The organism is Aerococcus loyolae (assembly GCF_002871915.2).
Taxonomy (GTDB): Bacteria; Bacillota; Bacilli; order Lactobacillales; family Aerococcaceae; genus Aerococcus; species Aerococcus loyolae.
Genome location: NZ_CP126958.1, coordinates 1,526,789 through 1,548,126 on the forward strand (window position 1 = coordinate 1,526,789; position 21,338 = coordinate 1,548,126).

The following is a 21,338-nucleotide window of genomic DNA, read 5'->3' on the forward strand; positions in this document are numbered from 1 at the left end:
AAAGAAAGGAAAGCCTATGTCAGATTCACAAGGACCCAATTTTTCCTGGCGCAAGTTGGTCCAGGAAATCCGAGCCACCCTCAAATCCCTCATTAAGATGCTGGCCCGCCTCGTTTATTATCTTATTGACCAGCTAACCCGCATCCTGCTACCACTTTTTAAGAGAATTGATCGAGTCCCACCTCACAGAAACAGCCAAAACAAGGATCAAGGCAGTCCATTCAAACGCCAAGTCCAAGAAAAGGTCAATAGCCAACTCCAGCCTGGCTTAACTCCCATTAAAAACTTCTGGCAAAAACTGGCTAAACCCCTCCAATGGGGAGTGGTCCTTGGACTCTTAGGGCTGGTCTTCTTCCTAGCAAGCCCCAGTTATCAGGGGGCGGCAAATGATAACCTCCTAGGTCTCAAGGCACAATCCTCACAACTTGCTGGCCAAGACCACTACCAAGCTGATAACTGGGAGATTGACCAAGAGGATGTCTCTGTTTATCATGGGCCAGAGGAAAAGAAGCCAGCCGACCAGGCCTTGAGGACTAAAGACCAGGAACAAGACCCAGCTATTCTCGACGAAAAAATCGCCCAGTATGAATCTAAACGAGCTCGTTACCCAAGAAGGGCTGTAAGAATAAAGCGATCAGAGGAAGAAAAAACGACGGACTCCAAGCTGCCACGAGAGTCTATTGATCCTGATAGCTCAAATCCTAGCAGTGACTATCCCTCCCAGTCTTCTATGTCAGAAGAAAGCCAGGTCCAAACTGGAGACAGCTACCAAGTCCAAGCTGGTGATAGCTTCTACCGCATCGCCCAAGCTCATGGTATGACGGTCGACGAGTTAATGGCCTTAAACGGCATGACCAGGCCTGCGCTTATGCCTGGTCAAAGGATTAAAGTCAAATAAGACAGAAGGCTTCTTCCCCCACCACTATTTGATAAAGCAAAAAAGACTAGCCACATCGCTTTAACAGCTAGGGCTAGTCTTTTTATTTTCTCTATATTCTATCGATTAACGATTAGTTAACACGTAATTCAGTATCGCCAGTTTCAATCACTGATTTTGTAGCATTCAAGGCATGGAAGACCATGTTTTGAACGGATTCATCAGTATAGTAAGCAATATGTGGGGTGTATGAAACTGCTGGATGGTGTAATAAACGTAAGAAGGTTTGGTCAACAATCCCCTTATGTGACCAGTCATGTTTGACATAGTCGAATTCGTTTTCGTAGGTGTCTAACATAGCAGCTTGTAAATGACCTGCATCAAGAGCGTCAAGTAAAGCGTCAGTGTCAATTAAAGCCCCACGACCAGCATTGATAATCACAGCGCCTTCCTTACATTGTTTGAGTAAGTCAGCGTTAAATAAATGATAGGTATCATCAGTTGAAGGTAAGTGAAGGGAAATAATGTCGGCTTCTTTCACACATTCTTCAGGTGTGTCACGGTATTCCAATAAGTCCCCTAATTTATCATTTGGATAGAGGTCGTAACCAAGGATCTTGCAGCCGAAGCCTTTGAAAAGACGAGCAGTTGCTTGACCAATACGGCCAGTACCTAAGATAGCAACGGTCTTAGTCCCTAAACGTTGACCACGGATATAGAGAGATTCTCTGAAATCATGGTGGTTAGAATGGTCTCTAACAGTATATAATTTACGGATAGCGTTTAAGGCTTGTGCTAGAGTGTATTCAGCAATGGATTCTGGTGAATAAGCTGGCACATTAGAAATGATCACGTCATTTTCAGCAGCTAATTCAAGGTTGTAAGGGTCGAAACCAGCCATACGTTGAGCAATGTTCTTAATACCAAAGCTCTTTAAAACTGGGTAAACGCTGTCTTCTAGAGGAGTATATTGGTAGGTAGATACCCCATCGTAGCCTTCACAACGGTCAACAGTTGCTTCAGAAAGAATATCTGCATCAAGGGTTAATTCAACATTGTTGTCTTCGCCCCATTTTTTAGCGAGATCTTCTTCTTGTTCGCTGACACCATACATATAAATCTTAGTCATCACTTTCATCCTTTCATAAGTGTGAACCTTCACATTATTAATCTATTTCGCATAGATTACTTATTCACATGGATAATTTTAAAAGAGGCAAAAGCCTTTGTCAAGCGATTTTTAGCGGTTCTTTTTAAATGCTTTAAATAAAATATACAATTGTGAATTAATTAGACAATTCGCACTTTTTTACTTTCACTCTGGCTTTAGTTATACTGGTTAAAGCACTTATTCTCATCGATAAAAAGGAGATTAATCATGAAAATTACGGTTTACTGTGGGTCCAATTTAGGGATCAATGAACGTTATGAACACCTGATCTGGCAATTAGGTGAATGGATTGGCCAGAACAATCACCAGTTGGTCTATGGCGGTGGTCGGACTGGTTTAATGGGGACCATTGCCACTGCTGCCAGCCAAAGTGGTAGTCAAGTGATTGGAATTATCCCCTTGGTCCTAGTAGAGGCCGAAGTCGCCAATTACGATATCCATCACTTAGAGGTCGTTGATACCATGAATCAACGTAAAGAAAAACTGATGGAATTAGCCGACGCCATGATTATCTTCCCCGGGGGCTTGGGAACCATGGAAGAACTCTTCGACAGTTTGGTCTGGAAACGCCTGGAAAACAAGCAGACCCCCATCATCATTTATAATGTGGACCACTTCTATGACGTCCTCCACTCCCTCCTCAAGACCATGGTCTCCGAAGCTTTTATGCCCCAAGAAGAATTAGACCAAATCCACTTTGTCTCTTCCCTAGCTGAAATCGAAACGATTCTCAACCACTAAAAAAGCGATTTTCTCAATTTTGCTTATCAATCATTTGATAAGGCTTTGAGAAAATCGCTTTTAACTTGATTAAGAGAGAATAAGGTCGACGAGTAGTTCAGGCGTCATGTGACTGATATAGTCCTCGAGTTGGACCTCATCCAGTGCCTTTAATAGGTCGTCTCGGCGCATCTTCACACCAATTAATTGCTTTTCTAATTCAGCAATATCGGCTTGGCCAAAGAAATCGCCCCAGATCTTGCATTGACTAATTTTGCCATCTTCAACCTCAATGGAAATTTCAACTGTTCCTACTTGGTCGAAGTGGTCATCACGGTTGTAAGTGTATTGCGGGGCCTTGCCATAGTTCCAATCCCAATTCTTATATTTTTCCTTAGCTAGTTGGTCAATCCCTTGCCAATCTTCCTCGGTTAATTCATATTGCTTAATTTGCCCGAACTCCTCTACACCAAAGAGTCGGCAGACTAGGGCTTCAAAGAGTTCATCCATAGACATATGGCGGAATTCTGGCGCTAAGGCTGGGCGAATTGGTGCTACCCGACTTTTGACCGATTTAATCCCCTTAGAAATAATTTTCTTTTGATTAGGATTTAGGGCCTTCACCATGGCTTCAGCATCGATATCAAAGAGAAGGGAGAAACCTCCATAGACCCGGTCACCGACTAAGGTCATGGCAGCACCTGACACCTTCTTATCGCCTAGGTACATGTCATTGCGGCCCTTAGTGTGTAAGCCTTGAACTCCCATATCCTCTAAGGCCTTGATACCCGGTTGATACATTTTTTCGAAATTACCAAATAAATCATTGGATTTATGGTCAGCTAGGAAGCAGACATTGATAGCACCGCGATCGCAGTAAACCGCACCACCACCAGTATCGCGACGGACCACTTGAATATGTTCTTGGTCAATATAGTCTTGGTTGACTTCAGCCCGGGCATTTTGGTACTTACCAATTTCTACTTTAGGATCACACATGTAAGGGAAGAGAATATCCTCATCCAAGAAAATATGACTTTGGGCGTAGACTTGAGCCGCCAAGGCCAGAGCTCCGTCATAAATCCGTTGACCATCACGTTTTAAATCAATTAAATACATTGTTATCACTTATCCTTTTAAAGTCCACATAGTGTTTGTTGAATATCGTCAGTCAAGCGCAAGCTTTGGTCTTTAATGGATGGTGGAATATGGTAAGGTTTTTGATTCATCATCACATAAAGGGCTTTGGGATTTTCCTTAGTCCAGGCTTGGAAGGGTTGGCGAATAAATTGTGGGGTGGTATTTCCCACACCAATTTCTAAATAAAGTATCTTGTCGTATTGATTTTGATTAACAAATTCTTCATAGGCTGCTTGATGAAGCTGCCAGTCCTTATCCTCTACCATGCCATTTTCTGCTGTCCGTTTATTTAACTCCAAGGGGGCGCCACAATTTGGACAATAAGGAACGAGTTCACTAGGAATTCGCATATTTTCTTGTTCCTTAGCCATACGGTAGAGCAAGGCGTCATCGCGATAGGTCACAGGCTGGCAATGCTTTTTACACTGCATGAGGACATACTTGCCTTGGTAGTAGTGCACCTTATCCATGTCATAGCCAGCCTTAGGAAAGGCGTTATCTGCATTGGTGGTAATAATAAAGTAATTTTTGCCTTGAAGGTAGTGGTTAAAATGTTGGTAGGCCTTACCAGGTTTTTGTTCAATCCCATTCATAATGGCAAAACGACTAGCAAAAGCCCAATATTCTTCCAGACTGGGGTAATCGTAGAGCGAAGCTTGCAACATATCAAACAAATTAAACTTTTCAATAAAGTCAGGAAAGGCCTGTTCAAAGCGCTCACCCACATAGCTAAAGCCGTCAGCAGCTGACATACCAGCACCGATCCCCACCAGGATAGCCTGGGCTTCTTCCATTAGGGACCGCAAAAGGTCTGATTCATTATTATAATTTTGGCTTAAAGCTTGCCAAACTGTTTCTTTATCACTCATCTACTCTTCCCCTTCTACTCTGTCAATTAAGTCCTGATATAAATGAAGGTCTTGATCCAGATAAACGTTGAAAATAACTTGCAAAGATGATCCGCTACCCTTTAAATAGTCTCTCACTGTATTGAAGGCAATCTGAGCAGCGAGGTCATTTGGAAAGTGGAACTCACCCGTAGAAATACACGGGAAAGCCAAGCTCGTCAATCCCAGTCGATCGGCCTCTTTTAAGCAGGAAAGATAGGATTGCTTGAGCAGGTTTTGACGGATGGGACTGACCCGGTCAGATTCAATTCTTGGGCCCACGGTATGGAGAATATACTTAGCCGGCAAGTGGTAAGCCGATGTTGTCTTGACCTTGCCAACCGGCTCATTATGGCCCTGGTCTTCCATGATATCGTTCAATGCTAGCCGCAAACGGACACCGGCGCGGGTTTGGATGGTATTATCAATGCACTTGTGATTAGGGATAAAACAACCTAATAGAAAGGAATTCGCTGCATTGACAATCCCATCAACTGCTAAGCGACAGATATCCCCTTGCCATAGATAAATCTGGTCTAGAGCTGGCTCTAATTGATCCAGACTAACGGTCCCTTCTTGGTCACGCCAACGCTTTAAATAGTCATCTTCTAAGTCCAGGTAATCCTCACTAATTGGCCAAGCGGGACGGGTATTTATCAGAGCCCGCCACTTGTCATGCAAGGAATAATCACCATAGTCAGTCCTGCCTTCAACCTTCCTTCTGAGATAGTACTTATCACTTCGCTCGGCTTCTAAGTAATCAATCATTTGCCTTAGCAATTCTTCTGCTGTCAAGCTACTCCCCCCAATAAAAAAATCCTATGCTAAAGGTCTAATCTCTAGCACAGAATCATTCAATATCACCCTAAGCTTCTTCTAAAGCGTCAAATTCAGCTGGGTCGACATCTTTTAAGCGAACAATCCAGTTTTCTTCGCTTTTAGCAGAATTCAATAAGGAAGGTTGGTCAACCACTTCAGTATGGCGTTCAACCACGGTTCCCTTGAGAGGGGATTGAATTTCCATCACGGTTTTTGATGCTTCAATATTTAACAAGGCAGCATCTTTTTCAACTTGGTCTTCTTGGGCAAATTCAGCATAGCCTACCGTACCGATATCATCTTGTAGTTCAGGAGTCATGGATACCGTATAAAGATCGCCATTTTGTTCTACAAATAAGTAATTTCCACGTTTAGTCATTCTTCATTCTCCTTTTTATTTAAATTTATCGTTAGAGCAAATCACTTGCCCAACTTATCCTTAACTATTCTAGCACATAAGTGAGGGAGACCCAAAAATTTAAATCTCTTTTAAGTGATTAGATAAATACTAATTTTCTTTATAGATAACTTCGCTTTTTATTAAGAAAAAAGTCAAATCCCCCTTTTAAAGGCAGAAAAAAGACTGTGACAAAAGCCACAGTCTCACTTTATTTATCGCTTACTTTTAGAATTGAGAGTGGTCACCATCTTGGTCCTTCTTGTCTGCTTCACCCTCATGTAATTTACGATCAAGGTGTTCTAATTGCTTCTTAGCAAAGTCACGTCCACCTAAACCAAAGGCTAAGGCAAAGGCAACTGCTGCTCCACCAACAATGAACATGAAACCAGTATTGACAATAGTTTGAGCAAATTGTAATTGGTCAAGAGCCATGAAGATAGCCAGAGCAATTAAACCATATTGAACAATATTAGCTAAAATATTTGATCCGGTTGATTCTTTGAGGAATTGGGATAAGAGATTTCCACCAACAACTCCTAAGATAAGAATGATCACAGCGGATAGTACTAATGGTAGGTAGGCAATAATTGCAGCACCAATAGTATTTAAGACTTCTAATTGAAGGACATTGAGAGCTTCAACAAAGAAGAAGATAACAATGACTGCTTTTACGATGTTGGCAACGATCGCTGATAATTTCACGTTGACATCGCCACTAGCATTGAGGTACTTGGTATACTTATTGATATTAGCTGCTTCCAGTAAGTTTTCGATCAAGTCACCAACTAACTTAGAAACTAGGCCACCCACAGCAATTAAGATGGCTGCTACCAAGATATTTGGAATGGCCGCTAACATCATATTTAAGACATTAATAATTGGGCGGCTAATCGATTCAATACCTAAAACTTCTAGAGCAGCGGTTAATAGTGGGATGAAGAGTAAAACATAAACAATGGTTGCGCCAACTTTGGCTAATTTATTACCACTTGGTGCAGCATCCACTTGGTCTTTAACCGTTTCACCAACGGCCCCTTCAGATTTGTTAACCAGTTTATTCATCCAGCCATCGATGTCAACCTTTTCGAGCAGGCCTTGTACCAAGTCGCGGACAAATCCACAGAGGTAGAAAGCTAATACCAAGATAAGTCCAGAACCAATAATATTTGGAATGAAAGCAAAGAACTTATCGAACATATTGGTAATTGGTTCGAGAACGCCACCGATATTTAAACCATTTAAAATCGCTGGTAAGAAGAATACAAAGACCAAGTAATAACCAACACTGGCTACTGTTTTAATAACACCCTTGGCATCTGATTCATTCTTGGCCACTCCCCATTTTTGGAAAGTGCGGTCAGCGTGAATGGCACGCAGGCCTTTGACAATCAATTTACGTACAATTACCGCAATAATCCAGGCAATGAGGATTAAGAGAATAGTCCCTAGGATATTAGGAACTGCTGCGATAATTGGATCTAATAAAGTATGTAAGAAATCCATTATAATCTCCTCCTAATACAAAATATTACTATTTTTATTACCTTAATTATATCAACCTTTAATAATATTTTAAAATAATATGAACTTTTCCTTTAAAATTTACACAAAGCGACAAATATTTTGTACTTAATAAAGAAGTTTTACGATTATAAGAAAGTATTTTTGTTCCTAGTCCTACTTGGTCTCCAAATAGTGAGCCAGAAGTTCAAGTGTCTGCATTCGCTTGTCAATTCCTGGAACTAGGGGCATAATCAGAGCTTCGTCAGCATCTAAGTAATTGATCCAATCCTTCAGCTGGCTGGCTACTTGGCTGGCCTTGCCATGGAGCATCCGAGTGCGGTTACTCTTAATTTTTTCAGCCATCTGACTAGTGATTTCGGTTGCTTTAGCCGTTTTGATGGATGGCATCCGTTGGTAGTAAGAGAACTGATCTTGACCTAAAAGCCATAAATCTAAGGACCGGGTCAAGTCTTCCGCCACTTCTTCTTGGTCAGCGGTAGCTACAAAGGCTGAAAACATGACCTTAGGCTCCTGTAATAATTGTGAGGCTTTAAAGTGCTTGCGGTAAGTGGCAATAGCTTGGCGTCCCACTTCAAGAGCATCTTCTCTGGCATAGGGGAAGATCCCATAAACATAGGCACAGCCCGCTTCAGCGGCCCACTTAGCCCGGCGAACACTAGTGGATAAGAGCCACATTGCCGGTAAGTCTTCGACTTGGGGATTGGCTAAAATTCTAGTTTGCCCATCATCAATTTGGGTGAGATAGTTATAGACTTGTCTCAAGTCCTCTTCATAAGAAGGGATCTTGTCACTAGCCCGTTCCAGTGCCTTTCTAACTAGGGGTGTCCCCATATTATTGCCCACGCCCAGATCAATCCGTCCTGGAAAATAAGCTTCCATCACCTTAAAGTTTTCTACCACCTTATAAGGACTGTAATGGGGCAACATGATACCTCCCGAACCAATCCGAATACGTTGGGTATTATTGAGTAATTGCATCATAATGACTTCTGGACTCGAAGAAGCAAAGGCGGGAACATTATGGTGTTCGGCCATCCAAAAGCGCTGGTAACCCAAGTCTTCCGCCTTTTGGGCTAACTGAATCGTATGGGCTAAGGCTTGGCTAGCGGTTTTGCCTTCATCAATCACTGCATAATCTAAAACACTTAATTTCACCCGATAGACCTCCTTTATTTTATTCACTTATAGTATAACACGGCATGACTAAGAACATTCATTGGACCCTAGAGAAGATTCATACTTAGCTTGACTTGGCATTTTAGGTTAAAAGCCATAGAATATAATTAATAAAATCATTAGGAGGTTATTATGAAGCAAGCATTGAACCCTAAGTACCAAGCCTTATTCCAGCCACTGACCTTGCCCAATGGGATTGAATTGGCTAATCGCTTTTCTTTAAACCCCCTGACGACCAACTCGTCGACTCGGGAAGGTTTTGTAACCGATGAAGACATCAATTACGCCAAAAGACGTAGCCAGTCTGCTCCCTTACAAGTCACTACTGCAGCCTATATTGAAGACTATGCCCAATTGTTTGAATTTGGACCTAGTGTCCGCGATGACCGTTTTATTGAGGGCCTAAGTCAGCTGGCCAAGGCCATGAAAAAGGACGGCGCCAAGGCCATCCTCCAATTGACCCATGCTGGGCGTTTTGCTAAGGCAACTTTAAAAGACTACCATGTCGTTTACGGACCTAGCTACATGCATCTCAAGAGTCCAGTCGAACATGACGTCCTAGCCATGAGTCAGCGTAAAATTGACCACGTCATCCAACAATATAAAGAAGCCACCAGACGGGCCATTGAAGCCGGTTTTGACGGGGTAGAAATTTCTAACGCCCAACGGTTATTGCCCCAACAATTCTTCTCTCCCTTCTCTAATCAAAGAGAGGACCATTATGGCCCCCAAAGTCTAGAAAACCGGGCCCGCTTTGGGGTTGAGGCTACTCAAGCCATCCAAGAGGCGATTGATGAATCCGGAGTGAAGAACTTTATCTTGGGCTTCCGCGGCACCCCAGAAGAAACCCGGGGCAATAAAGTTGGCTATAGCGTTGATGAATTTAATAATTATTTCGACCGTCTCCTAAATGTTGCCGATATCCAATACTATGCCATTGCTAGCTGGGGCCATGACATCTACCTCGAAAAAGTTCGTAGCGAAAAGCATAAAGGCGAGTATGTCAACCAAGTGGTTAAGGACCATATCGATGGCCGGGTACCAGTCATCGCTACCGGAGGAATTAATTCTCCTGATAAGGCCTTAGCTGCCCTAGAACATGCGGATATGGTGGGACTGTCTTCTGTATTTGTCACTGAACCTGACTTCGTGACCAAATTGGCCCAAGGGCAAGAAGATGCTATCGATATCAGTCTCCACCCAAAAGACTTAGCTGACCTCGCCATCCCCCAAGGAGCCTTTAAGGACTTAGTTGAATTTATGGACTATGGGGGTTCCTTACCCCAAGCAACCCGCCAGGACCTCCGCCAATTAAACCAACAAGATACCACTTCTTACTTTAAGGATTATCAATAAAAGGCAAAAAAAGCAGACGCCCAGTTTTAAAAGCGTCTGCTTTTTTAGTCTGATGATTCTTAAATATCTAAGCCAATTTCAAATTCACGCGGTTTCTTCTTGAAGAGGTATTCGCCGTTGCGAACCGAAGCCAGGCATTCTACTCGGTTACGGACCGCTTCAAATGGGCTTGGCGCATCTAAAACGATGAAGTTGGCTGGTTTATCAGCTGCTAGGCCATATTGGTCTTCGATGTAGAGGGTTTTAGCCCCATTATAGGTAATTAAATCCAAGACCCGTTCAAAGTCTTCGTCAGACATGATTTGCGCAGCATGGATCCCATTATCTAAGATATTCATCATATTTCCATTACCAGCTGGGTACCAAGGATCGACAATCGAGTCTTGACCAAAGGAAACATTAATATCATTGTGGAAAAATTCCGCTACCCGCGTCAAGCCACGACGTTTTGGATAGGAGTCTGACCGCCCTTGTAGGTACATATTTTCTGTGGGTTGGGAGGTGAAGTTCATCTTGGATTGTTGGAAGAGTTGCATGAGACGGAAGAAATAAGCGTCATCTGCTGAACCTAGTGAACAGGTATGACTAGCTGTTGTTCTGGGGCCATAACCTTCTGTTAAGACCAAGGCATTGAGTAACTGAACGAAGCGGGACTCAGGGTCGTCGGTTTCGTCACAGTGGACGTCAATCAACTTGTCATATTTCATGGCTAATTCCACAATTTTATGGATGGATTTTTCCCCGAGTTCTCTCGACCATTCAAAGTGAGGAATCCCACCTAAAACATCGGCCCCCATTTTTAAGGCTTCTTCCATCAATTCTAGGCCTTGACCATTACCGTCTTTATAGGCAAAGACCCCTTCTTGAGGGAAGGCAACCACTTGGATAGTGACCTTATCTTTTAATTCATCACGAACTTCCAACATGGCTTCGATATTTTTTAATTCAGGATCGGTACAGTCCGTTTGCGCCCGAATATATTGGGTACCGTATGCCATCACGTCGCGGACTGCTTGGTACATGCGTTCCTTAGCTTCTTTTTTACTTTGTCCTAATTTAATGTGAGACCAGCGAGCAATCCCTTCATAGAGGGTCCCGGTCGCATTTTCAGAGTTATCAGCTTTGCCGGTGAAATAGTAGTCTAAGTGCAGGTGAGAATCCACATAAGGTGGGATAACTAACTTACCCCCTAAGTCAATGACTTCATCTGCTTCACCTAAATCCTTACCAAAAGCAGTAAATTTACCGTCTTCAATCATAAATTCATTGGCATCTGCTTGCTTATAAATTACTGCATTAGTAAATTTTTTCTTCATAGCATAACCTCCATTAATTTAATCGTTACACTTCCATCCTACTCTATTTTCACGTTTTTTGAAAGTTTATTATCCAAAGCTGGTCAAGACTGGCTCAGCCATTTCCTAAAAGTTTTGTAGGTCGATGATGGTTCGCCCCATATGCTTACCGGCCTTTAAGGCTTCAACTGTTTCTTCAATTTGGTCTAAGCCCACACTGTCATAAGATAAACGGTCAACCACCTTCCAGTCAGTGGCGAGTTTATTCCATAATTCCTGCCGGTAATTGATATCAAGTTCTGTGCTGTTAATGCCTAGCAAGTTCACCCCCCTAAGGATTAAAGGAAGGACGGTCGTCTCCAACTTACTGCCTCCTGCATTCCCACACAGGGTCATCGATCCCCACTCGCTAATAAAGGTCATGGCCTGAGCAGCAACCTGGCCCCCAACCGTATCTAAGACAAAGTCAAAGCGGCGTTTATTCAAGGGCTTGTCCCCTTCTAAATCCGCTGGCCAGATCACCTGACTAGCCCCTAATCGTTTAACTAATGACTCTTGGTAATCCTTCCTTATCAAGGCACTAATATTTTTGAAACCTAACTTATTCAGGATGGCTAAGGCGATACTCCCTACCCCACCACTAGCACCAGTGACCAGAATTTCAGGCTGCTGGTCAAGGTCCATACCGTGCTTCAATAGGCTATCCACCGAATAAGCAGCGGTCAGTCCAGCTGTCCCATAAATCATGGCTTCTTTTTCACTAATCCCCTCTGGCAGAGTCACTAACCACTCATAGGGCACTTTGAGGTATTGGCTATAACCGCCGTTATGGGTCACTCCCGCTGCTGAACAAGTATTAATCACTTTTTCTCCTATCTTGGCCTCAGGATGACTGGTCTCAACGATTTCCCCACTAGCATCGATCCCAGGAATGAGTGGATAGGAACGAATCACGCCTCCCTGGTGCTGGGTGGCTAGCATATCCTTATAATTCATCGATGAATAGGCCAGCTTGACGATCGTATCGCCCTCATCCACCGCCTTATCTCCCAATTGATAATCTTCTAAAGCATAAGAGGTTTCATCGTCATGGCTACGCACAACAACAGCTTTAAAAGTCTCCTTCATCTTAATCCCTCCATATTCTTATCGAGTACTACAATTTTCTACTTGCAGTATGTCAAGAAGGGGGTTAAAAATCAAGGGAAGCGCTTTCTTTTAAGACCAGAAAAGAGCCTACGAACTAGTCGTAGACTCCTAGACATTTTGTTTTAAAATATGCGTTTCTATATACAAATAACTTTATTATATTGGCTTATATATTATGTATCATTGTACCGATTATTTAAAACTGAACTTCTTTAATAATTTTTCCTGTATACAATGAATAAACAGTGTTATTTATTATTTTTCGATCTTTAATAGTATAAATATTAGCTCCATAATTTTCATCAAATCGAACTTTTCCATCACTCATATCTTGACCAGCAAAAGCAATAGCATCAGCTGTAAAATAAGGAATCCCTTGATAATAATCCGCAAATTGGTGATGAGTATGTCCTGTCAATATCCCCATCGTTGGATTGTCGCATAGGATTTGACGAAAAACCTTGGGAGTTTCTAAAGCCGGAATATCTGCTTGTCTTTCAATCAAATGATGATGCATCATAAGAAGAACTGGTCCATTATTTAGCTTTCGATATGTTTCCTTTAACCAATTTAAGCGCTCGTTGTCTATAAAACCATTTGATAATCCATATTGAGAATTATCAAAGCTAACGATTGAAAAATTTTCTAAGTTAAAAACTTTACAATAAGGTCTATTGTCTTCTTGATTCAAAAATCCTTTATAAAAATTTTCCTTGATATCATGATTACCTAAAGCAACAAAGTAAGGCACTGATAATAGGCTATCTAACAAGATTTTTAACTGCTGATAATCCTCCACTGTACCATCATCACAAAGATCTCCAGTGATTACTACATAATCATATTCAACACCTTTATTCTTCAACAAATTAATTAAATGAGTCAATTTCAATTGTGGATGCTGCATCAATTGAAGCATTTGTAAATATTCGGTTGATGAATCAGAATATTTCACTTTAAAATGAATGTCAGACAAATGCAAAATTTTCATAAATTTACACAACCTTACCGTAATCTATTCCTTATCATTCCTGCTAATTGATCAATTAGATAAACTGTAATAATTACACCAATTAATATAATGCTTACAGTTGGCCAATTACGCGCTTGAATAGCGAAAATTAGAGGGGCTCCGATCCCTCCAGCTCCTACTAACCCTAGAGTTGAAGCACTTCTAACTGCAATTTCAAAATGATTCAATACTAGAGAGCCACACATAGGTAATACTTGGGGAATTCGTGCATAAAATAAAATTTGCCAGAAATTGGCTCCAACAGCTTCCATCGCTTCCACTGGCGTGTCATCTGCATTTTCTATCTCTTCAGTAAATAACTTTCCTATCATCCCAATCTGATGAATGCCAATTGCCATTACGCCGGCAAAGGGGCCTGGGCCTACCATTTTAACAAAAATCATAGCATAAACTAATTCAGGAAAAGCTCGTAAAACATTCAATATTAACTTGCCTAATTTAGCTACCCAGGGAGCATTTTTCCAAAAATCTGAGACACTAAATAGAACAAAAGGTAAGGATAAAATTGTACCAATAAAAGTTCCTAGAAAAGCTATACCGATAGTAATTAATAAGAGCGATACTAAATCTTCACCACTACCATCATAAATAAAGGACCAGTCTGGTGTCATCAGTCCACTCATAACATTACCGATATTAGCAAGTTTAATATTCTCTAATGCTGAGTAGTCTATGGTTATTGCAGATACAACAAATACAAGGACTAAAATCAACATATAAATCCAGTTTTTATTTTGTTTTTTGATCATTTATTAGCGCACCCGCTTTCTAATTGCTTCGCTGACGGTATCAGTGAGCCAAACAACGAGTAAAATCATTAGAATAATCATGGATACTCTTTCATATTGCAATAGAGCTAGTGATGAATTTAAAATTACACCAATTCCACCTGCACCAACATAGCCTAAAACTGTGGAAGCTCTAACATTAACTTCAAATGCATAGAATGAATAAGAAATAATTGAAGCTATAATTTGAGGAAAAATTGCCCAAAATATCATTTGAATCCGATTTGCACCTACGGCATAGGTTGCTTCAATTGGTAAGTAATCAATTGTTTCGATACTTTCATAAATCAACTGTGACACCATTCCAAAAGTAAAAATAGCAATTGTCATTACACCAGTAAATTCACCTATACCAATTATCGCTACTAGTAAGGCAGCTAAAAGAAGGTTAGGGATTGTTCGAATAATACCTAGTAAAAATCGAAAAATAGATGTAATAATTTTATTATCAGTAACTACAGTCGTTGCTAGCAAAGAAAAAGGAATCGCCACAAGAACACCAAGAACTGTACCCACAACAGACATAGCCAAAGTTTGAAACATTGGTCCAATTAACTCTGGAATATAGGAAAAATCTGGTTTTAAAAAACGACTTAAAAAGCTCGTCATTTGTTTAGTATTTGTAAACAGACTTGAAAAATCAGCGTCTGTAATGGAAACACTGGCTAATAAACATATAATTACAATAAAGAGGATGAAAAGGTTATGGTAAAGATTATAGTGGACCGTATCTTTAAGCTTCACCCTAAACACTTCCTTCCATCACTTTTGCAATATCTTGCCCATATATCTTTGATAATTGATCATCCGTTAATTCATTTGGACTCCCATCAAAAATAATTTTCCCTTTTTTAAAACCCAGTATTCTAGTGGAAAATTGTTTTGCCAGTTCAACCGAATGAATATTAACCAATACTGTTTTTCCTAAAGTGGTATTAATATTTTTTAAGTCACTCATAACCCGTTGAGAAGTTATTGGATCTAAATAAGCAACAGGTTCATCCGCTAAAATAATCTTGGCCTGTTGAACTAAGGTCCTTGCAATTGAAACCCGCTGCTGTTGTCCACCACTTAGTTCGTCACAACGAGAATGTAATTTATCACTTAATTCAACCCGTTCCAAGGCCTCCAAACATAACTCATAATCTTCTTGAGAAAATAAGCCCAGAATACTCTTCCAGGTTGAATAATAGCCTAAACGACCTGACAAAACATTTTTTTGAACAGTACTTCTCTTCACCAAATTAAAACTTTGTGCAATCATACCAATATCGCGTCGAAGCATACGAAGCTCTTTCTTAGAAGCGTTAGTTATTGATTTATCACCAATTACAATTTCACCTTTAGTGATGTTAATTAAACGATTAATCGAGCGCAAAAACGTACTTTTTCCTGCGCCGCTTAGGCCAATAATAGATACAAATTCTCCGTCTTCTATTTGAATATTTATATTATCTAAACCTTTTACACCATTAGAATATTCTTTACTAACATCTTTGAATTCCAGCATAGTATCCTATCCCCCTATTAAAAAACACACCAAATCCATTTGGACATGGTGTGATTCTGAATTATTCTGCTGCTGCTTGAATATATTTTTGAATGGTATCGTAAGCAGCTTCATTTGCTTCAGCATAGCCCTTATGTCCCCATAATGACATCACTTCTTTAGTTTTTTCGTCTTTTGGCATATCTAAGAAGGCTTGTTTAATTTTATCTTTTAACTCTTGATCCATATCTGTTTGAACAGCAATAGCATCATTTGGAATATCACCTTCTGTTAGATATAGAACACGTAAGTCTTTTAATAAGTCATTATCTGGAAAACTGTCTTGGAAAACGTTTCTTGCTCCTTCAAAGACAAAGGCTGCATCTTGTTGACCGTTTAACAAAGCGGTCATTTGACTAGGAATATCATTAACAGTTGTTAGTGTCGATTCAACAGTTGGATCGATACCTTCTTGTTTTAATTCTGCAACTGGGTAAATATAACCACTTGCTGAGTTTGGACTAAGTGTAGCAATACGTTTACCTTTTAAATCCGTAAATTCTTGTATATCGCTATCAGCTGGTACTAATACTTCACCTTTAAAGCTACTCCGAGTTTCACCTTCCTCCGGCAAACCAGTCTCACGGTTATAAGCACCTAACTCAGATGTCAAAATAGCTTCAGCAGCGCCTTGTTGACGGGCTTGTACGTAGGCAGCTGGTGGCATGATACCCAAATCCACTTGCCCTGAAGCCATTGCTTCTACGATCGTTGAATAATCAGTTGCTAAAGTTACAGTGACGTCAGCATCTAATTTTTCAGAAAGATATTCTTCAAATGGTTTAGCCTTTGCTTCCATTGATCCATCATTATTAGTAGGTACAAATTGGACATTAATTTCAGGACGTTCATTGCCGGATTGGTCAGAGGCCTCCTGATTTCCACAAGCACCTAAGAAAAAGAAACTCGCAAGCAATAAGGTTAAACGCTTCAATTTCTTCACTACACATACATTCCTTTCCTCATACACTAACATATTATCAACTACGTCAGTATATCAGGGTTATGTAATATTCATGTAAATTGTTTGCTAACTTTAAGTAAATACATTCCTTGCTATTTTGTTATTGGTAAACTTTTTTCCTTAACTTTAATTAATAAATAATATCTATATTTTGAAAATAATAAAAAAACACACCAGTTTTATACTAGTGTGTTGTCAAAACGTGTTCCTGGTGCAAGAAAACTATCCACTTCACTAAAGGGCAAAAAATTCTCTGTGAGAATTTTTTCGTCTTTTTCTTGCAGGGGTCTTACTCTCTAATGCGCTTGTCGCACTCTATTAAAACCTGCTCCAGTCACAGGACGAACGTCCATTTCAAAAACTGCCAACACTCAGCCAGTTGAGTTCGGACGCCAGCCTAGAAGTTGCTTCAGAAAATTCCAACGCACAGATTCCTGTGCTTTTGGTATTTTCCTCCAGCAATTCAAGTCTTTAACGGCATACTCACATCCTAATAGCTGAGTTTATGACAGTTTTCTCCAATGGTTCCGTCCTTTGTCGTGCCTGTCGCACTCTATTATTAATCTTCGAATTTAGATTTTTCTTTGATGGTGTCGGCAGAGTTTTGTAATTTGGCGAGTTCTTCTTCGGTCAAGTCTAATTGACTTTGTTTAACAATCCCTGCTTTACCAACGATAGCTGGATAGGAGAGATAGGTGCCATATTCTTCACGGTAGTTAGAAACAGGTAATTCTTCATGACTATCGGAGAGAACTGCATCAACTAATCGGTCAGCTGCTGCTGTAATCCCGTAGTTAGTATATTTCTTACCAGAGAAGACCACATAACCCCCATCACGGGTTTCTTGGTCGACATCTTCTAAGCTGAAGTCGACTTTTTCTAATAGCTTGTAAATGCTTTGGCCCATGACTTTAACGGTTGACCAAGCCACAAATTGGGAGTCCCCGTGTTCCCCTAAACTGTAACCTTGGACTGATTTAGGATGAACATCAAATAATTTACCCACAGCCCGTTGTAAACGTGCAGAATCCAACAAGGTCCCGGTTCCAATAACCTTTTCCTTGGCTAGACCGGTAACTTCTTGGTATAAGTTACAAATCGCGTCATTAGGGTTAGTAATGACAACTAAAACCCCAGAAAAGCCTGATTCTTTAATCGTTTGGCCAACTTTTTTCACTTGTTCACGGTTGTGTTTTAACTCACCAAAGCGGTCAGGGTTATCGCCACCAATTAAGCCAATGTTCCCTAAAGCAGAAACAATAACTTCTGCTGATTTGAGGGCTGCTTGATCATTGACATTGATTTTGACGCTGTGGTTTAAGTTACTCATAGCATCTTCAAAGTCTAAGGCATCTGCCTTCACCTTTGCTTCATTGGTATCAAATAAAGTCAACTCATCAACATGGCCATTAAGGATTAATTGATGGGCAACAGTAGACCCAACATTTCCCATTCCAAAAACTGCTACATGACGTGACATCCAATCACTCCTTTCATTTATTGTTACATACTATACCACACTTTTTGACTTTGAAGCGGTAAATTTTCAGAAAATTCTTTCTTTTTGGCCTTTTCTATTCTATGAATTAAAAGCCAATCTAGTATATACTGGTAATTGACCATACCGGAAAGGAAGAGATCATGCCTATCCCCATTATATACGAAGACAACCACCTGCTCATTGTGGAAAAACCAATCAATATGCCGGTCCAAGAAGATGCTAGTGGTGACCTAGACCTACTGTCAGCACTCAAAGCATTTATTAAGGAAAGGGACCATAAACCAGGTAATGTCTACTTGGCCCTGCTCCACCGCCTGGACCGTCCAGTGGGTGGGGTGATGGTCTTTGGAAAGACCTCCAAGGCCGCTAGTCGCTTGTCGGATGATTTTAGAAGACATAGGGTCAAGCGCGACTACCTGGCTGTGGTTCAAGACCAAAATTTGACTCTAAAAGATCAAGAAACCTGGACCGATTACCTCTACAAGAACCGTAAAAAAAACAAGGTCAGCGTGGTGAATAAGAAGGATAAGCGCGGTAAAAAGGCTGTCCTTGACTATCAATTACTGGAGCACAGTAATCAAGTCGCCCTGGTTAGAGTTCGCCTTCATACCGGACGATCTCACCAAATTCGCGTGCAATTTCAAAGCCGCCAACACCCACTCTGGGGCGACCAAAAATACGGTCAAAAATATAGTCACAAGGGCCAACAAATTGCGCTCTGGGCCCAACACTTAAGCCTCATCCATCCCACCAAAAAAGAAACAATGACTTTTACCAGTACTCCCCCCCTCAATAAGCAGCCCTGGAATCTATTCAAAGATCAGTTCACAACTGGTGAAGATTGATATTTCATGACGTAAAAAAGAGCACCCCAGTGATGAGGTGCTCTCATTTGTTGTGACTGTCGCACTTTCTTTAAACGTGCTCCGGGTGCAGATCGATCTCCACTTCACTAAAGTGCAAGAAATTCTCTTCAAGAATTTTTGCTCTTTAGCTCCAGTTGCTATAGCTGTTCGAAGCTTTAGCGAGTTACAGATATAGTATGCGTAGCTCTATCGATCTTTTGCGCACCCGTCGCACTTTCTAGTTGAGTTTGGAAGGGTGAGGGGATGTCCTTTCAGAAAAGTTGAACGACCAGCAAGTTGAGTTCGAACGCCAGACTTGAAGTTACTTCAGAAAATACCAACGCACAGGCCTGCTGTGCTTATGATATTTTCCTCCAGCAATTCAAGTCTCTGACGGCGTTCTCGCATCCTTATAGCTGCTCTTATCATCTTTTCCTCCAAGGAATCGCCCTCCCTGATCCTTCCTCACATCCTTTTCAAACCTGCTCCAAGTGCAGAGCAAGCGTCCGCTTCAGAAAATGGCGACAAATTCTCTTAGAGAATTCTTACGTCTTTTTCTTCCAGCGGTCTTGCTCTTTGACGCACTTGTCGCACTCTCTATTCAATGGGTTGGACGTTGAAGCCTTGTTTGCGTAAGTCTTCGATTAGTTCTTCCCGTCGACTTTGCCGGAGGTTGGATTTTTTCACGACTTGTTCATAGAAGGAGTCGACCCGCCGGTTAGTGTCACGTAAGTCATAGTAAGTGGTCATTTCTTGGTCATAGGTATCCATAATTTCCTTAGCATTGTCTGGGTAATGGTAAGTATCTTCAAAGATTCGCATTTCTTTAGGAATCCTAGGCTTCAATTGGGGTTCTTGGTTAGGATGACCAAATGCCAGACCTAAGACCGGAGCCGTTAATTCGGGAAGCTCTAGAATATCAATCATGGCTCCCATGTTATTTTGAATGCTGCCTAAAAAGACAGCCCCCATATCTAAGGATTCCACGGCGTTATTCACGTTTTGTGCCATCAAGACAGCATCACTATAGCCTTGGAAGAAACGTTCTAATTGATGAGAAGAAGCCGTATCTGCTTCATGTTCCTTAGCAATTTGAGTATTGCGATACAGGTCAACGATAAAAATCCATAGCTCGGGCGCCCGGGCAACATAGTCCTGGTTACATACTTCGGAAATTTGGGCTTTCTTATCAGGATCTTTGACCCGGATAACGCTGGCATACTGCATACCGGTTGAAGTTGCGGTATGGATCGCTACCTCTTCTAATTTTGAAATCACTTGATCACTAATCTGGTCTTCTGTAAATTCACGAATGGTTCGGTGGTTCAATTGTTGTTCAATCAATGAGTTTTGCTTGTTCATCCAAAAACCTCCTAATATACTATATGGTAAAGTTTAGCAATCGACTTAGGCCTTGTCTACTGAAGAAGTTTATTCATTCACTAGTAAAAACCTACAGTTATCTGAAAATCGCAATAAATTTTGGAAACTTCTAAAATAATCATTGAGGAGGAAGCAGCATGTGTGGTCGTTATGAATTTAATCAGGAAGAAGCCCTGCTCAAGCACTTCTACCAACGGGCCAATGATCCCGACATCCAAACTGGGACCCTCTACCCTGGCCAGGTCGTGCTCACTCTGAGCGCTAACCCGGACCAGTCTGTCCATGCGCGCGGCATGGAGTGGGGCTATGCGGGCTTTAATAAGGGGCAATTATTGATCAATGCCCGCTCGGAAAGTATCACGGATAAGGCAACTTTTCAAGCCGATTTTCACTACCGTCGCTGTCTCTTCCCTATGTCCAGCTACTATGAGTGGACCAAGAACAAAGAACGCTACCGTTTTTCCAGTAATGACATTCTCTATGTGGGTGGCTGTTATCAAATGCCTAAATCTAGGTCAAACCATCCCCGGGCTGTGCTCATGACCCAATCAGCTAATCCGCTAGCTCAGGAAGTCCACCACCGCATGCCCTATTTCGTCCAAGCCAAAGATATCCGATCTTGGCTCAATGACTATGACTTTGCCCGCCACTATCAGAACTCCAATGCCCAACTCTTCATGGAAAAGGAGACTGATAATAAGAACTTCCGCAATATGACCCTCAACCTGAAAGACTAAAAATAATAAAAAGAAAGGCTGCCC

General features: G+C 41.2%; 21 protein-coding genes. 5 read left to right on the forward strand and 16 right to left on the reverse strand.

The features are described from left to right. Positions 1–16: 16 nt before the first annotated feature. A complete protein-coding gene (locus tag CJ190_RS06870) occupies positions 17–898 on the forward strand; it encodes a LysM peptidoglycan-binding domain-containing protein (protein ID WP_064292571.1) in 882 nt (293 codons plus the stop codon). A gap of 112 nt (positions 899–1,010) precedes the next feature. Here CJ190_RS06870 and CJ190_RS06875 read toward each other — a convergent pair whose 3' ends face one another. Continuing rightward, positions 1,011–2,006 carry a D-2-hydroxyacid dehydrogenase gene (locus CJ190_RS06875; RefSeq protein WP_013669562.1) on the reverse strand — a complete coding sequence of 332 codons (996 nt, stop codon included), beginning with the start codon at positions 2,004–2,006 and terminating at the stop codon, positions 1,011–1,013. A 249-nt stretch (positions 2,007–2,255) separates the two neighbouring features. Here CJ190_RS06875 and CJ190_RS06880 point away from each other — a divergent pair, with 249 nt between their 5' ends. Continuing rightward, complete coding sequence (locus CJ190_RS06880) at positions 2,256–2,789, forward strand: LOG family protein (RefSeq protein WP_064292570.1); 534 nt, start codon at positions 2,256–2,258, stop codon at positions 2,787–2,789. A gap of 69 nt (positions 2,790–2,858) precedes the next feature. Here the strand turns inward: CJ190_RS06880 and CJ190_RS06885 are convergent, their stop codons facing one another. The 6 genes from CJ190_RS06885 to CJ190_RS06910 form a co-directional block, all read right to left on the reverse strand. Further along, complete coding sequence (locus CJ190_RS06885) at positions 2,859–3,887, reverse strand: lipoate--protein ligase (RefSeq protein ID WP_064292569.1); 1,029 nt, start codon at positions 3,885–3,887, stop codon at positions 2,859–2,861. 17 nt (positions 3,888–3,904) lie between these two features. After that, positions 3,905–4,777, reverse strand: coding sequence for an SIR2 family NAD-dependent protein deacylase (locus tag CJ190_RS06890; protein WP_070598268.1), 873 nt, complete (start codon positions 4,775–4,777; stop codon positions 3,905–3,907). Next, complete coding sequence (locus tag CJ190_RS06895; protein ID WP_064292567.1) at positions 4,778–5,590, reverse strand: protein-ADP-ribose hydrolase; 813 nt, start codon at positions 5,588–5,590, stop codon at positions 4,778–4,780. A 70-nt stretch (positions 5,591–5,660) separates the two neighbouring features. Next, positions 5,661–5,993, reverse strand: coding sequence for a glycine cleavage system protein H (locus CJ190_RS06900; RefSeq protein ID WP_060778637.1), 333 nt, complete (start codon positions 5,991–5,993; stop codon positions 5,661–5,663). A 246-nt stretch (positions 5,994–6,239) separates the two neighbouring features. Beyond that, positions 6,240–7,517 (reverse strand): mechanosensitive ion channel, encoded by a 1,278-nt coding sequence (locus CJ190_RS06905; protein ID WP_064292566.1) that lies wholly within the window; start codon positions 7,515–7,517, stop codon positions 6,240–6,242. 174 nt (positions 7,518–7,691) lie between these two features. Further along, the gene (locus tag CJ190_RS06910) at positions 7,692–8,693 is read right to left on the reverse strand and encodes an LLM class flavin-dependent oxidoreductase (RefSeq protein ID WP_070598270.1); all 1,002 of its coding nucleotides are present in this window, start codon (positions 8,691–8,693) and stop codon (positions 7,692–7,694) included. 153 nt (positions 8,694–8,846) lie between these two features. On the opposite strand from CJ190_RS06910, the gene CJ190_RS06915 reads away from it, so the two are divergent. Beyond that, positions 8,847–10,070 carry an NADH-dependent flavin oxidoreductase gene (locus tag CJ190_RS06915; RefSeq protein ID WP_064292537.1) on the forward strand — a complete coding sequence of 408 codons (1,224 nt, stop codon included), beginning with the start codon at positions 8,847–8,849 and terminating at the stop codon, positions 10,068–10,070. Positions 10,071–10,129: 59 nt separating this feature from the next. On the opposite strand, the gene CJ190_RS06920 is transcribed toward CJ190_RS06915, so the two are convergent. From CJ190_RS06920 to CJ190_RS06955, 8 genes are all read right to left on the reverse strand, one after another. Next, the gene (locus CJ190_RS06920) at positions 10,130–11,386 is read right to left on the reverse strand and encodes an amidohydrolase family protein (RefSeq protein WP_064292536.1); all 1,257 of its coding nucleotides are present in this window, start codon (positions 11,384–11,386) and stop codon (positions 10,130–10,132) included. A gap of 105 nt (positions 11,387–11,491) precedes the next feature. Then, the gene (locus tag CJ190_RS06925) at positions 11,492–12,493 is read right to left on the reverse strand and encodes a YhdH/YhfP family quinone oxidoreductase (RefSeq protein ID WP_064292535.1); all 1,002 of its coding nucleotides are present in this window, start codon (positions 12,491–12,493) and stop codon (positions 11,492–11,494) included. A 217-nt stretch (positions 12,494–12,710) separates the two neighbouring features. Further along, positions 12,711–13,505 carry a metallophosphoesterase family protein gene (locus CJ190_RS06930; protein ID WP_064292534.1) on the reverse strand — a complete coding sequence of 265 codons (795 nt, stop codon included), beginning with the start codon at positions 13,503–13,505 and terminating at the stop codon, positions 12,711–12,713. A gap of 14 nt (positions 13,506–13,519) precedes the next feature. Then, positions 13,520–14,296, reverse strand: coding sequence for a phosphonate ABC transporter, permease protein PhnE (gene phnE, locus CJ190_RS06935; protein ID WP_064292533.1), 777 nt, complete (start codon positions 14,294–14,296; stop codon positions 13,520–13,522). A gap of 3 nt (positions 14,297–14,299) precedes the next feature. Continuing rightward, complete coding sequence (gene phnE, locus CJ190_RS06940; RefSeq protein ID WP_064292532.1) at positions 14,300–15,079, reverse strand: phosphonate ABC transporter, permease protein PhnE; 780 nt, start codon at positions 15,077–15,079, stop codon at positions 14,300–14,302. 1 nt (position 15,080) lies between these two features. Next, positions 15,081–15,845, reverse strand: a complete 765-nt coding sequence (gene phnC, locus CJ190_RS06945) for a phosphonate ABC transporter ATP-binding protein (RefSeq protein ID WP_064292531.1) — start codon at positions 15,843–15,845, stop codon at positions 15,081–15,083. Positions 15,846–15,906: 61 nt separating this feature from the next. Next, complete coding sequence (locus CJ190_RS06950) at positions 15,907–16,827, reverse strand: phosphate/phosphite/phosphonate ABC transporter substrate-binding protein (protein ID WP_224783447.1); 921 nt, start codon at positions 16,825–16,827, stop codon at positions 15,907–15,909. A 580-nt stretch (positions 16,828–17,407) separates the two neighbouring features. After that, positions 17,408–18,328, reverse strand: a complete 921-nt coding sequence (locus CJ190_RS06955; protein ID WP_064293508.1) for an L-lactate dehydrogenase — start codon at positions 18,326–18,328, stop codon at positions 17,408–17,410. A gap of 161 nt (positions 18,329–18,489) precedes the next feature. On the opposite strand from CJ190_RS06955, the gene CJ190_RS06960 reads away from it, so the two are divergent. Beyond that, the gene (locus CJ190_RS06960) at positions 18,490–19,194 is read left to right on the forward strand and encodes an RluA family pseudouridine synthase (protein ID WP_064293507.1); all 705 of its coding nucleotides are present in this window, start codon (positions 18,490–18,492) and stop codon (positions 19,192–19,194) included. A 597-nt stretch (positions 19,195–19,791) separates the two neighbouring features. Here the strand turns inward: CJ190_RS06960 and CJ190_RS06965 are convergent. Next, positions 19,792–20,556 carry an NADPH-dependent oxidoreductase gene (locus CJ190_RS06965; protein WP_070598272.1) on the reverse strand — a complete coding sequence of 255 codons (765 nt, stop codon included), beginning with the start codon at positions 20,554–20,556 and terminating at the stop codon, positions 19,792–19,794. Positions 20,557–20,714: 158 nt separating this feature from the next. On the opposite strand from CJ190_RS06965, the gene CJ190_RS06970 reads away from it, so the two are divergent. Beyond that, positions 20,715–21,314 carry an SOS response-associated peptidase gene (locus CJ190_RS06970; protein WP_064292187.1) on the forward strand — a complete coding sequence of 200 codons (600 nt, stop codon included), beginning with the start codon at positions 20,715–20,717 and terminating at the stop codon, positions 21,312–21,314. Positions 21,315–21,338 lie beyond the last annotated feature (24 nt).